This is a genomic window from Mesorhizobium sp. M8A.F.Ca.ET.057.01.1.1, from assembly GCF_003952565.1.
GTDB lineage: Bacteria > Pseudomonadota > Alphaproteobacteria > Rhizobiales > Rhizobiaceae > Mesorhizobium.
Genome location: NZ_CP034454.1, coordinates 3,478,977 through 3,491,639 on the forward strand (window position 1 = coordinate 3,478,977; position 12,663 = coordinate 3,491,639).

16 protein-coding genes and 2 pseudogenes are annotated in these 12,663 nt (G+C 58.0%); 14 read left to right on the top strand and 4 right to left on the bottom strand.

Annotated features, from left to right (window positions below):
• Nucleotide 1 precedes the first annotated feature (1 nt).
• The 11 genes from EJ077_RS16295 to EJ077_RS16345 all read left to right on the top strand — a co-directional run bounded on the left by EJ077_RS16295 (nucleotide 2) and on the right by EJ077_RS16345 (nucleotide 9,341).
• On the top strand, nucleotides 2-478 hold the full coding sequence (locus EJ077_RS16295; RefSeq protein WP_208695256.1) for a hypothetical protein: 477 nt from the start codon (nucleotides 2-4) through the stop codon (nucleotides 476-478).
• Nucleotides 479-487: 9 nt separating this feature from the next.
• Complete coding sequence (locus EJ077_RS16300; RefSeq protein ID WP_208695257.1) at nucleotides 488-1,051, top strand: hypothetical protein; 564 nt, start codon at nucleotides 488-490, stop codon at nucleotides 1,049-1,051.
• 25 nt (nucleotides 1,052-1,076) lie between these two features.
• Nucleotides 1,077-1,496, top strand: a complete 420-nt coding sequence (locus tag EJ077_RS16305; protein WP_210212116.1) for a DUF6950 family protein — start codon at nucleotides 1,077-1,079, stop codon at nucleotides 1,494-1,496.
• Between the two features lie 13 nt (nucleotides 1,497-1,509).
• On the top strand, nucleotides 1,510-4,218 hold the full coding sequence (locus EJ077_RS16310) for a phage tail protein (protein WP_208695259.1): 2,709 nt from the start codon (nucleotides 1,510-1,512) through the stop codon (nucleotides 4,216-4,218).
• A 24-nt stretch (nucleotides 4,219-4,242) separates the two neighbouring features.
• A complete protein-coding gene (locus tag EJ077_RS16315; protein ID WP_208695260.1) occupies nucleotides 4,243-5,850 on the top strand; it encodes a hypothetical protein in 1,608 nt (535 codons plus the stop codon).
• 19 nt (nucleotides 5,851-5,869) lie between these two features.
• On the top strand, nucleotides 5,870-7,336 hold the full coding sequence (locus EJ077_RS16320) for a hypothetical protein (protein ID WP_208695261.1): 1,467 nt from the start codon (nucleotides 5,870-5,872) through the stop codon (nucleotides 7,334-7,336).
• Nucleotides 7,317-7,757: a hypothetical protein gene (locus EJ077_RS16325; RefSeq protein WP_208695262.1), complete on the top strand. Its 441-nt coding sequence runs from the start codon at nucleotides 7,317-7,319 to the stop codon at nucleotides 7,755-7,757. Before EJ077_RS16320 ends, EJ077_RS16325 begins: the two co-directional genes overlap by 20 nt.
• 24 nt (nucleotides 7,758-7,781) lie before the next feature.
• Nucleotides 7,782-8,015, top strand: coding sequence for a hypothetical protein (locus tag EJ077_RS16330; RefSeq protein WP_208695263.1), 234 nt, complete (start codon nucleotides 7,782-7,784; stop codon nucleotides 8,013-8,015).
• Entirely contained in the window at nucleotides 7,996-8,589 is a 594-nt protein-coding gene (locus tag EJ077_RS16335; RefSeq protein WP_208695264.1) for a lysozyme, read from the top strand. Before EJ077_RS16330 ends, EJ077_RS16335 begins: the two co-directional genes overlap by 20 nt.
• On the top strand, nucleotides 8,586-8,963 hold the full coding sequence (locus EJ077_RS16340; RefSeq protein ID WP_208695265.1) for a hypothetical protein: 378 nt from the start codon (nucleotides 8,586-8,588) through the stop codon (nucleotides 8,961-8,963). The genes EJ077_RS16335 and EJ077_RS16340 overlap by 4 nt, the downstream gene beginning before the upstream one ends.
• Before the next feature lie 204 nt (nucleotides 8,964-9,167).
• Nucleotides 9,168-9,341 (top strand): hypothetical protein, encoded by a 174-nt coding sequence (locus EJ077_RS16345; RefSeq protein ID WP_208695266.1) that lies wholly within the window; start codon nucleotides 9,168-9,170, stop codon nucleotides 9,339-9,341.
• Between the two features lie 665 nt (nucleotides 9,342-10,006).
• On the opposite strand, the gene EJ077_RS16350 is transcribed toward EJ077_RS16345, so the two are convergent.
• Nucleotides 10,007-10,438 (bottom strand): hypothetical protein, encoded by a 432-nt coding sequence (locus EJ077_RS16350; RefSeq protein WP_208703190.1) that lies wholly within the window; start codon nucleotides 10,436-10,438, stop codon nucleotides 10,007-10,009.
• Nucleotides 10,439-11,143: 705 nt separating this feature from the next.
• Between EJ077_RS16350 and EJ077_RS32110 the strand changes: the two genes are divergently transcribed.
• Entirely contained in the window at nucleotides 11,144-11,425 is a 282-nt protein-coding gene (locus EJ077_RS32110; RefSeq protein ID WP_245458437.1) for a CatB-related O-acetyltransferase, read from the top strand.
• Here the strand turns inward: EJ077_RS32110 and EJ077_RS32115 are convergent.
• Nucleotides 11,422-11,517, bottom strand: a pseudogene (locus tag EJ077_RS32115) (IS5/IS1182 family transposase); the annotation flags it as partial. The gene EJ077_RS32110 and the pseudogene EJ077_RS32115 overlap by 4 nt on opposite strands.
• A 12-nt stretch (nucleotides 11,518-11,529) precedes the next feature.
• The gene (locus EJ077_RS16360; protein ID WP_208695267.1) at nucleotides 11,530-11,709 is read right to left on the bottom strand and encodes a hypothetical protein; all 180 of its coding nucleotides are present in this window, start codon (nucleotides 11,707-11,709) and stop codon (nucleotides 11,530-11,532) included.
• A 47-nt stretch (nucleotides 11,710-11,756) separates the two neighbouring features.
• Here EJ077_RS16360 and EJ077_RS16365 point away from each other — a divergent pair, with 47 nt between their 5' ends.
• Complete coding sequence (locus EJ077_RS16365; RefSeq protein ID WP_208695268.1) at nucleotides 11,757-11,984, top strand: DUF768 domain-containing protein; 228 nt, start codon at nucleotides 11,757-11,759, stop codon at nucleotides 11,982-11,984.
• Nucleotides 11,985-12,016: 32 nt separating this feature from the next.
• Here the strand turns inward: EJ077_RS16365 and EJ077_RS16370 are convergent, their stop codons facing one another.
• Nucleotides 12,017-12,322 (bottom strand): hypothetical protein, encoded by a 306-nt coding sequence (locus EJ077_RS16370; RefSeq protein WP_208695269.1) that lies wholly within the window; start codon nucleotides 12,320-12,322, stop codon nucleotides 12,017-12,019.
• A gap of 202 nt (nucleotides 12,323-12,524) precedes the next feature.
• Here EJ077_RS16370 and EJ077_RS32120 point away from each other — a divergent pair.
• Nucleotides 12,525-12,638: pseudogene (locus EJ077_RS32120) on the top strand (ATP-dependent DNA ligase); the annotation flags it as partial.
• Nucleotides 12,639-12,663 lie beyond the last annotated feature (25 nt).

The following is a 12,663-nucleotide window of genomic DNA, read 5'->3' on the forward strand; positions in this document are numbered from 1 at the left end:
GATGAAGACCGTGCCTCTAAAACCGGCACAGCGCCTTTTAGTGGAGGCGTTCAAGGACGCGTGCCGCGGCGGGCTAACCACGATCACCTACACGCCGCAGCATATGTGCGTTCCGCAGGCTTATTGGGGCGACGCCAACAACGCTGCGCTCGCCAACAACGGCAACCTTGTTTCGATCACAGGCAACAGCCTGGTTATCAACAGCGTCGACAACGGCCTGATACTTGGTCCTGGCGACCTGGTCTCGGCAACCACTGGCGGCTACAATTCACTATTCCGGGTGCAGACCGGCGCCACGGCTGTGGCCAACACCATGACCATTACGGTTGAGCCGACTGTGCCTGCATACATTACCGCTGGCGCCGTTATCACGTTCAAGAATCCGATTGCCAACATGCGCGTAATGCCTGGCTCGTTTTCGATCGGCGACGACTTCTTTTCGTCGGCATCGTTCACGCTTGTGGAAATTCCGAAGTAGGAGGCGCAATTGACATTCCCAACGCGCCTACAGGACGTTCTAACGGACGGTCGGGCAATCATCCGCTCCGGCATCAAGATCGTCTGTACGACCGGCACCTACGGCTTCTGGAACGGCAAGGGCGACATCACCATTGATGGCCAACTCTACTGGCCCAATGCGCTCATTACCGTTTCGGAGCCGATCTATGGCCTCGGCACCGCGGCGTCGACATTCACGGTCGACCTTGTCGCCCAACGCGATTCCGGCCTTACGCCCGACAAGCTCCTGCTTATCGAGGCCGAGGGCTACAAGGACGCACCGGTAACGGTTTACGACTTCTACTTCGATCCGGACGACCGCTCGTTCCTTTACGCGCAGCCTGGCGCTTATGGCTTCATCGATACCGTCGATCACTCTCGCGATAGCGGCGAGTCGAAACTGATTGCTAACGTGCGCTCAGGCGCGATTGCCAACCACCGCGACGGCTACAGGACGGCCAGCCATGAGGACCAGCAATTGGTTTTGGCTGGCGATATGTTCTTTCAGTATGCGTCCAAGGTGAAGCACGAGACGTTCGACATCACGTTCTAGGCGCGCTGCACGCTAAAGGAATCCCATGCTCACCCTAACCCGGTTGCCCGATTGGGACCGGCGCCTTGCGCGCATGGTCAACGAACACAACAAGACGCCAGGCGAGTGGGGAACATCGGACTGCCTGCTTACCGTCATGGACGCCGTTGTCGCAGTCACCGGGTTTGACCCCGCGGAGGACATCCGCGGCGGCAAATATAGCACCCCCGCAGGCGCAACGAAGATCCTTCTGAAACGCGGCTTTGCCGATGTCGAGGCGGCATTGGCAAGCCTATTCCCGCCCGTTGCTACGCTCATGGCGCAACGTGGCGACGTTGGCGTCGTTGAGCGCGATGGCGTGCTGTCCTGCGGCTTTGTCTGCGATCGCGGCTTTGCTGTGAAAGACGAGCGCGGGCTGTCGTTCATTCCCCAAACTGAAATCAAGACGGCATTCAAGGTCGGCTAAAGGCGGGTAACGAATGGGATTCCTAGTCCCTATTTTCTCGACCATCCTTGGGGCGGTCGGGCTGGGTGGCGTTGCGTCTTGGCTTGGCGGTTCGACTATCCTGGCGGGCCTGGCTCGCTTCGGCCTCGGACTGGCCGCCAAATATCTTCTTGGCAACCTCCTGCATCCGAAGGCGCAGGCGCAGACGTCGCAACTTGAGACCGCTTACGGCGAAGACCTTTCGCGTTCGGTCGCCATGGGCAAGGTCGGCACTGCTGGCCACCTCATCTATCGGAACGCCTACGGCTCCGGAAACCGCTCGGTGCAGGACGTATACATCCTGTCCAACTTTCGTATAGGCGGCGTTACTCGCGTTCGTTACAACGGTGTGTGGGCGACCCTCGGCGGCACAGTGGACGCGACGCGCGGCTATCGCATTCAGGGCATTGACTCGGAAATTTGGGTCAAGGTCTACACCGGTACGATGACGCAGACGGCCGATGCCGGCCTGATCGCGAATTCCAATCCCGCGGGTCGCTGGACATCTGCGCACAAGGGCGCAGGCATCGCCTATGCCGTCGTTACGCAATACCTCAACCGCGAACACCTGACGCAGCCGTGGCAGGCGTTCTTTGAGGTGCAGGGCGCGCCGCTCTATGACTGGCGCAAGGATAGCACGGTCGGCGGCTCGGGCAGCCATCGCTGGTCCGATCAGACCACATGGGAGTTTACCGAAAACCCCATTCTGATGGCCTATGCGCTCGAGCGCGGGATATTCAACGGCACAGAAATGATGGTCGGCAAGGGCGCTAAGGCGTCCAGCCTTCCTTTGGCAAATTGGACCATTGCGGCCAATATCTGCGATGAAGTCGTGGGCGCCGGCACGCGCTATTCGGCGGGCTTGATTCCGGCCGCTGGTTCTGGCGTGACGCATGACCAGAACATGCAGCCGCTGCTTGAAGCATGTGCCGCGACGTGGGTTGAAGATGCTACCGGCGAGTACCCGATAGTTGGTGCTGCGCAATCGCTGGTGTTGACGTTCACCGACGACGACATCATGGTCGATGAGCCTTTCCGTTTCTCGGTCAAACGCACGAAATCGGAACTGATCAACACGCTTGCCGGCACCTATTTCGAGCCATCCAACTTCTACGAGCAAACACCGTTCACGCCACGCATCGATGCATCGGCTCTGGCCGAGGACGGCGAGCGCCTAGCTGTGTCGGTGCCGTATAGCGCGGTAAACCGTTCCGATGTTGCTGACCGGCTCGCGGACATCGCCTTTAAGGCAAGCCGCTACCAGGCCAATGGCGAAATATGCATTCACCCTCGCTTCCTGGCGGATGCGCAAGTCGGGCGCTGGGTGCAGTGGACGAGCGCCGCGTATGGCACGCGCACTTTCCAAATCATGGAAAAGCGCCTCGGGCCGTTTGGCGATAAAGCTACCCGCAATATCTACTTGACGTTGCAGGAGGTCAGTACGGGCATTTTCGACGGCACGGCCTATGTGACTGTGCCTGTCGTTGCCGTCGATCCAGGCAACCCCAATTATGCAAATGCTGCATCCAACTTTGCCGCCATTGGCGTTCAAATCAAGGTTGCTGACGGATCCACGCAACGCAGGGCTGCCATCCGGTTCTCTTGGGATGCATTCACAGACATCACGGTTAGCGCTGTCGATGTCGAATACCGACCGCAGGCCGTTGGCGTTACCGTTTCCATACCGGGCGGAGTCATCACCTGGCCTAACCACGGCCTTGCTGCAAACGACCTGTTCTACCTCGCCACGACGGGCGCGCTGCCGACCGGCTTGACGCCTGACAGTCCGCTCTATGTCAAGACTGTCCTGACGGCAGGTACCTTCACGGCGTCGTTGACGCCAGGCGGCGCGGCCATCGTCACTAGCGGCACGCAGTCGGGCATTCATAGCGGCTACGTCAACAGCATCGTCAAGCGGGCAGAAATGCCCGTACAGGTGCTTACCGTCTCCGAGGGCGTGCTGCCTAGCAAGACATACGAGTATCGGCACAGGATCATCACCAGCCCGCCGCGCGCGACGTTCTTTACGGCGTGGGCGCAGGTATCGACGCCGACCGACGTATTTGACGTATCGGTCGGCCTGGCGCAGCAGCAGGCCGATGTTATAGCGTTCCTGACCAGCCTGTCGGCTGGTCTGCAGGATGCGCGCGACAAGCTTTCGCAGTTGGCCGCAGCGGCGGTTGAGTCTGCCGGACGCCAGGTTGAGGACAACTCGGTCTCGCGCCGGCTTCGCGATGCAAGTGCCGCAGCGTTTACCGAACTTGAGGCATCGATAACGGACATCGATGGGCAACTCACAGCGCAGGCCGCGGCCATTACAGGCGTCCAGGCGTCGGTAGGCACAGTGTCGGCCAACGGCCTATTCCAGATCGTTGCGACTGCCGGGACCGGAGATGTCGTGTCGCGGATGACGGCGCAGGTTCGCGCCACAACGGGCAGCGCTTGGGTTGACGCGGGATGGGTGATTGAGGCGGGTTTCACCGGAGGCAATCCGGCGTTGCCGTTCTCGAATTTCATCATCAAGGCAAGCCAGTTCGTGGTTACGGACGGCACCAATACGGGGACGCCGCTGACCTTCTCTGGCGGGACGCTGAAGTCGCTGGTGGCCAACATCGGAACGGTGACGGCGGGTCTTCTGCAGAGCGCGGATGGCTCGGTGAAGCTCGACCTGAACAACAAGTTTTTCTCGATAGCGGTGCCTTAGCGTCGCGCAGTGCGGAGTGCCTTAATGCCCAATATGGGATTTGGAATTCTATATAACGGCAAACCGGCACTTCGCATTGCGTTCGATAACTCTACCGACCTCATAAACGAGTCGATCACAAGTTTCGGCAAGTTCCAATTCGATAGTTCAAATGCCCAACTGGGCTACATCTACGACATCGTGCCGCTTACTTATCTCAGCTCGTTTACCAGCGGCGGTTATCTCGGCGCGTGGTGGTATTTCAACAATTACGATTTAACGGCCGGTTCGTCATCGCCGACGTCGGCGTTTGAAACTGCCGGTGCGATTACACGCTATAGGAGCACTAGTGGCGGAACTCAATCAATCCATTTCTTTCAAAATTGGTGGAATTTCGGATATTTACCTATTCTGGAAGGACGCATTCCGACCGGAGCGGGTTTGGATACATTCAACGGGCCGACTGTCAATTATAGCAATTTCGGCTCTACAAACGGATATGTAGACAGTTATACAGCTGCCGGCCCATTCTTTACCGCAAATGCTTTGGTGGACAGTAATATATTCTCAGGTATTAGCGGGAATGCCCGTGAATGCTACGGCCCTGCAAATTTGCGTGGCACCGGCACCAATGTAAATTGGCTGTTTAGCACTTTCCAGCTACCGGCTCGCAATGACGCCTTGCCGGATTTCTCCGCTACACCGGTAAGCGGCCAAATTCCTCTCTTGTACAACCCGACAGTGGCGCGCCTGGCTCTGCCGGGGCGTGACGTGACCGACTCCAATGTAGATCACTACATTTTCCACGAGAACAAGATACCAGCCAAAATCATGGCCGCTGGTGACGTCGAGGTTCCGGGAAGCGGCACGGCAACCATCAACTGCAAATTGCCTCTGACTAACCTGACGTACATGGACTTCCATGTTAAGCGGAAGACGGATACGGAGTTTTGGAACCCGCCATATTACGACAGCATTGCTTCGGACAAGTCGCTTCAGTTCACGTACAAAATCCAAAGCAACAGCGTTCTTATAACGAACGGCAACGCGACCGACATCACCATCAGGTACGTCGTTTTTGCCGATAGCGGCGAGGCCGAGACAACTGGCGGCAAGAAGGTCTTCCTTAAGGGTAACGATGGCACGCGAGACTACGTGCAGATCAAGCGGCCCGGTTCATCCGACCTATCGCCAAACCTAAACGACATCATTGTCGACACGCGCTTGGCATACATGCCTATCCTGGCGCAGGGGTTTCTTGCCTGGCAGACCGATTTCCCTACTGCGATCACCGGGTCTAATCGCTTCAAGGGCGAGAGGATGGCGACCGTATCCTTCAGCAACCCTTCGCCAGCCCTGAAGATATTCGTCAAGCAGACAATCGTCTTCCCGTCCAACTGCACGAACGTAACGGTTCGCAATGGATACCATCGGGTGTTCTGCAATAATGCAACGTGGGCGGGCATAGCATCCGGCGATAGCAGTTGGGCCAACATCCACGACACAAGCGTCGACTTCTATATGGCCGGCGATAATCCGATATTCCTTAATAGCGCTACCGGAGCCACCAACTACAATCCGGACACCGGCGGCACTAATCGCTCTGCGCTTGGCCTCCGCTACTACATCTTCGGCATCCCGCAGAGCTTGTAACCACCCGCAAGGAACATAAATGAGCACCTACAAAACCGGCACGGTATCCGTGACGAATGGCAGCGCTACGGTTACTGGCAGCGGCACCGCTTGGTCGGTCGCGCTTGTGGCCGGCGGCATGTTCTCGAGCGCTGGCGTGGCTGTGCCTATCGCATCGGTGGGCAGCGACACATCCATTACGCTCGACTACCCATGGCCAGGCTCCACGGCAAGCGGTGCGGCTTATTCGATCGCGCTGGAGAGTTCGTCCGCGGCTAGCGTTGTCAATCTGCAGACCACGCTGTCGCGCGTGCTGGTGACTTTGTCGCTCGCCGGAATCACGCCCAACTCATCTGGCAGCCTAACTGACCGCGCTGCACTTACGCTGACGATGGCCGATAAGGGCTATCTCTTCCTGCGCGCCGAGATCGGCGTTGCGTTCGCGTTCTATCGCTGGACCGGTACATCGTGGGACGGGCCGTTTGCGGTCGGCACAGGTGTGGTTGGAGGTGGCGTTAATAGCCTGGTGAGCGGCACTGGCATTACGGTCGATAACACCAATCCGCAGATACCGGTGGTCAACGCCGCCAGTATGTCAAATGCCACCATTAAAGGCCGCGCCAGCGCGGGCACAGGGGCGCCCGAAGACCTGACGCTTTCGCAAGTTGATGCGCTTCAGGTGGCAGCGGGCAAGAAGCGTGGAGTCCTTACGGCGGCGCGAACCTTTTACGTGCGGACCGATGGTGCTGATACTCATGACGGTTTGACGAACGCGGCGGGTGGTGCGTTCTTGACAGTTCAAAAGGCGATTGACGTTGCCGCTTCGTTGGATACGTCAATTTATGACGTGACAATTCAAATTGGCGCGGGAACCTATGATATCGGCAACGTTGGGTTGATCGCGAAATCTGCGGTGGGTGCCGGCTCAATTATTATTGTGGGTAATGAAGCGTCCCCGTCTACAGTCGTGTTGCGCACTACTGGTGTGTTTTCTGGGAACGTCGCAAATCTTGTCAGTCAAAATCTTTCGACTGTCTATAAGTTGCGCGGCGTGCGCATCGAAAGCACAGGAAGCGGTATATCGTTCGGCTTGTTGGTGGTCGGTTCATCGCGTCTGGAATTTCAGAATATTGACGTGGGCGCGGGGTTGTATCAGCAACTTCGAGCGGCAGATGGTGGCGTGCTTATTGCGACCGGGCCTTATTCGGTCAGCGGTAGTTCGTCCGCTGGCGGTCTCCATTGGTCGGCTGTAGGCGGTGCGATCATTCGTGTACAATCGCAAACAGTTACATTCGCGGGCACGCTTTCGTTCGGCTCATTTGCCAGTTCCACAACAGGTGCGATTGTCTTTGCGAACGGCATCACGTTCGCCGGAACTGCGGGTTCCGTTACTGGTACACGTTACGCCGTCGATGCTAATGCGGTTATTTCTATCAATGGCGCGGGCGCGACTTATTTCCCCGGCAATGCTGCCGGAACCGTAACCAATGGCGGTCAATATGTCTGATAATTATAATCCTTGCGATTGGTATTGGATCGTCGGGAACGATGAAAGCCGCGCGTGGTCGAGCGTGGCTGGCACCTACGTCGATGCGCTACCGGAGGATGCCGGAATAACCCACATTGTAAGCGAAGACGAACTTACCGACGTCTTGGCAGTCTACGGATTGCCAGGACCGTCGCTTCGCGTCCCCGATCGCGTATCACCGGCGCAAGCTGAGATCGCGCTATTCAATGTCGACAACGGATTGCTGCTCGGCATCGTCAACGCGGCAATCGAGGCGTTCCCATATGAGCCGGTCCGCATCTGGTGGCGCAAGGCGACCTACATTTCGCGCGACCATGCCTATCTACAGGCGCTCGCAATTGAGGTTGGTCTTACCGACGAACAGGTCGAAGATCTGTTCGTGGCGGCGGCTAAGCTTTAGCGCCCCACATAGAGATCCCCATCAATGCGCCTCATCCCTGACGTCGAGCGGGTGCTTAAACGCGCCTGGTCGCTGCGGCTCATTGAGCTGGCCGCGCTCGTAGACATCATCATCAACGTCGTCCCGTACGTGTCCGATTACCTGCCGTGGTGGCTCACGCTTGCGCTGCTCGGCGGCGCTTGGACGGCACGGCTCACTTGGCAGTCTGACGGCGACGACAAACAAATTGGAGGCAGCAATGCCGATAAACAAGATTAGGCCGAGCAGGCGGGCCATTGCGGCTATTGCGGCCGTCGTGGTTGCTGCCGGCGCTGCGCTTATGCCGTCCAGCCCGCCGCCCGCCGTTACGCTTGCCGTAGACTCGCTAATCATTCCTTGGGAGGGTCTTGTGCTGCACTCTCATTGGGATCGTTACGCCGAGATTTACGACATCTGCTACGGCGAGACGCAGATTGACGGCAAGCCGGTAAAGGCCGGCATGACGCGCACGAAAGAGCAATGTCACGACATGCTTATGACGCGCGTGGTTGCGGACTACTACAAGCCGCTGACACGCTGCATTGCCGGCTACACCAGCCTGCCGGTCAGCCTTCAGGCTTCGCTTCTGTCGGGCGCCTACAACTTCGGCGTAGCCGCGGCGTGCAAGTCGCGGGCGGCCAAGTTCGCGACCGCCAAGCAGTATCGGCAAGCATGCGAGGCGCAGACCGCATTCAATAAGGCGGGCGGCCACACCGTACAGGGCTTGGTGCTTCGCCGCGAGATGGGCGACGCGCAGCGCATCGGCGAAGCCGAGCTTTGTGTGTCTGGCTTGCCGCAGGCGGGTGGCGCATGAAGTGGCTTGACCTCCTGACAGGCGGATACGCCAGCCTCATCAAGTACGGCCTGATTGCCGCAGTGATCGTCGGTGCGTTTGGCTACACCTACCATTTGGGCGGCGCGCACAAAGAGGCCACATGGTCCGCGAAATACGACAAGCGCGAAGCCGAAATCAAAGCCGCTACGGCGGCCGAGATTTCGCGCCAGGCGCAAGCCAATGCGCAGGCCAAGGCGAATGAGTCAAAACGCCTGGACGAACTCGAGGCCGCAAACCAAGCCCTAGAAGCCCACATCAAGGAATTGTCAGATGCAGCGAACGCTGACCCTGATCGCGATCGCGTTTGCCTGTCTGACGGCAGCGGGTTGCGTATCGACTCGGTCCATCAGTGAACCGCCAACGCTAAGCGAGCCGGATAGGTCTCTGCTGATTTCCTGTCTTGGCCCGGTGCGCTTGCCGAATGGCGAGTTGAAACAAGGCGACGTCGAGCGGCTGTGGATCTCGGACAGGAAGGCGCTCATTCAGTGCGGCGGCCGACTGAAGGCGCTGCGCGATTTCTATCATGAGCGTGACGCAGCTTTGCGGGGTGCGAAGAAGTGATCAACGACCCCGTCATACAAGAGCGCATAACCACGGGCATCGCTGCAGCTGCAACGACCAACGCCCTTTGGCTTCCATACATTCAGGATGGCTCATCCCTGTTGCTGACGCTCCTCGGCATCGTGTGGCTCGCCGTCCAAATCTATTACAAAATCTGGCGCGGCAAGTAGCCCGCTCGATTTACGCCCATCGTGCTTCGGCATGAGGGGCTTTTTTGCTGGAACCAAACCGCTGCTATGAAATTCACTATATGCTCAGTCCCCTCAACTGAGCAGACCAACAAAGGGCCCGTCACTGCTTCCTCAGTGGCGGGCTTTTCCTAGTTCGAATAGCTCGGGGTTCCAACGCCTCGGGTTATTGCCCCTGATTCATCCCTGGGGCGCCCGTCGCTGCCGTGAAATGGGGCGGCGGGCTAATAGGGGCGGATCATACAGCATACCGGACTTGCCGCTGCCGGAAGGTAGCGGGCTTTTTGTTCTTTAGCCCGTGCTACAATGCCGATCTGCAACGAGGCGGGCGTCGCATGCGGCTTTTACTGTTTTCAATGGTAGTGCTGCTGTTCATGGCCAGTGGCTTCTGGCTGGCGGCCGAGCTGGTGATCTCTGGCGCAGGCGGTTGACAAGAATCGTCGGCGTAAGGCAGTTTCCTGACCGAGGGTAAAGCGAGGAGCGCCACTATGAAGAGAGCCTATGAGAAGCCAGTGCTGATTAGGCGCGAGCGCCTGTCGGTTGTGACAGCCGCCGTGAGCCTATCGTTTACACCGCCGCCTCCGCCGCCTTGAGTTCTGCCTTATGTTCCATAAAGCCCGTTTGCCCTGACCGGCAGGCGGGCTTTTCTATTTTGGTCGAGGGAAACTGAGGATTGTCGCGGGCTCTGTCTCCAGTGGCTCATGGCCAGGAACTTCATGCCACATGACTTGGCGCAAATCGCGCTGATCGACCTTCTGGCCGCAGGTCGGGCAATTGTAAAAATGGTCCTCGTCGCGGGGGAAGCCGCCTCCGTGCATTGTGCCGGCGATTGGCGGGCCAAGGTCTGACAACTTCGTCGATCCAGAGAGGTCTGGACGCTGGTCAGGTCCGACCAAGCTGTACTCGTATACGGCGGCCCGATCCTCGTCGACCACGCGGAACCAATGATCCTGTAGTGCCCTTGCCGAAACAGGTTGACCGGCCAGTATCTCGGCGGCCTTTATCGGATCGTCCTCCAAGACCACGCCAGCTGACACCACCGCGCCGCCGTAAATCTCTTCCACCACGTACTTCGTCATCGGGCGCCTCCGCAGATGCAGGCAACGTGGTTTGTCCCGCTTTGTTGCATGGCGCACGGATGGATGGTTTTGGAACTATTTCAGTCCGAGCTAATTTGAACTGCTGATAAGTCGCACTCGACGAATCTTGCACAGAGGCGTGATGTTCAGGGATAAAGAAACCCGAGTTTTAGAAGCGGTCCTGGTCGCCGCAGTTCCCCTCTCAACCCTGCTCGGGGTGGTGATGGTGTTCCTGACCTTCGGCTCGTCTGGATGAGCACGCGCTCGAACCGTTAAAATCTTCCGGAACTAATTAAGGGCATGCTAAATGATCGCGGTTCCGCGAGTCCTGTGCATGCGTTTGAAGTTCATCGAACCGGGGCGACGACTGGATACGGATGGGCCGGGGCTGCGCCATTGCGCAAGGGGTTGTATGTCGAAATTGACAGATTGGCTGCGCGGTCGCGGGGTGCTTCGGCCAAAAGTGGTGCTGCCTCCCTTTGTTACGCTGGGACCGCACTCGCATGGCATTCATAGCGGGTCGTTTCTCTTCCTCTCAGAGCAATCTCCAGTCAGGATTGGCGCCTTCTGCGCAATTGCCGCCGAAGTTCGCTTTATTTGTCATGCAGACCATCCAACGGAAACCCCGTCGAATTTTGGATTGCAGGACCAGATCCTGAAAACCAAGACCACAATGGAATACCTGCGCACGAAAGGCCCATCGTCTTGGGCAACGACGTATGGGTAGGAGCGCGGGCGACCATCCTCTCGGGTGTTAACATCGGCAATGGCGCCGTGGTTGCAGCGTGCAGTGTCGTGACCAAGGATGTGGAGCCTTATGCGATCGTTGCCGGCAACCCGGCACGTTTTGTCAGATACCGCTTTTCGGAGGATACTATCGCGGCCATGCAGAAAATCCGCTGGTGGGACTGGCCCATCGAACGCATCAAGCAGGAGAACGCAGCTTTCGACCTGCCTGCGGAGGAATTCGTTCGCCGGTTCAGCTAGAAAAGAAAGACTGCAGCGAAAGCGAGCGCCGACAGGAAAGTGTGAGCACATCGGTCGTACCCGGTGTGGATGCGACGCCAGTCTCAAACACGGGCCTTCTCGGACTATCCTCGGCCTTCGGCCAGGAAGGCGGCCAACGCGCTCATCAATGCCTCGGCGCTGTCCTTTTCAAGATGAAGCTCGATCTCTTCGTCATCTTCCGTGATCAGCAGTAGCTTGCCTATCAGCGGGTCGCGCGAGATCACCGCTATATCGTCATCCTGATAATCGGCTTCCTTAGCCATTGGCTTCCTCAAACGGAACCTAATATACCTATGCAGCTTATCGCGATATGAGCACTCGCGGCACAAACTTCTTAGATCGGTGGATAAGCAACAACGTTCCCAAGACAGTCGGGGCCGATGTTATCTCAGTCGCAGAATTGACCCAGAAGCTTTTTGCCGACGCCAAAGTGGTCGGAATCGGCAGCGTCGAGATCGAGGAAGATATCGGCAGCGTCTACGAGGCGATCCTTGATGCGATAGTGCACCATGATGCCGGCTTGGTGGATCGAAGTTAGCCCGCGGTCGCCATGCCAATGCCGACGACTTTCTAGGTTGCCTCGTCAACTAGCGGCGTCTTCCGCGTCGGCGGCTTATAGGGCGTCACCAGCCTGACGGTCGCGGCATCAACGGTGATGGGAATGCCCAGGTTCACCGTCACCTTTCCCTCATCGATGTGTGTGACGTCGCCAATCAGTTCGATCGGCTGCCCCTTCTGCACTTTCAACGTGCTGTCAACGATGGAGTGCGGCTGCCCATAGGAGGGTATGGAGACGCTCACGCGGTCCTCAGTTACGCGCCTGCGTATCGTTGCGGTGATGGCTACCTCGTCGCCGATGCGGAAGCTTCTGCCCATGTCATGATTCTGGAGCAGTGAACGGCCTCGTCAAGCGATTGCTAATATACGGCGGGGAACATTATGGCCTTGCTCGGGTAAAAGGGTAAGGACTATGCATATATGGCCGTAGGCAAGATTTCGGATCGCTGCTGGTCTTCGACTTGCCGTTGATCCGGCTGCTCATGCCACACAACCTGGCCAGATCGCGCTGATCGACCTTCTGAAGCGGCCGGCAACGCAATGGGTCAAGCCGGGCCTCATCGGTCGTGTGAAGCCCTTGCGCGGCGAGGAGGATTTGCGCCACGCTTCGTTGCAGGATTTTCGCGAGGAATAGGGCGGTTCACGAATTCTCCCTTTCA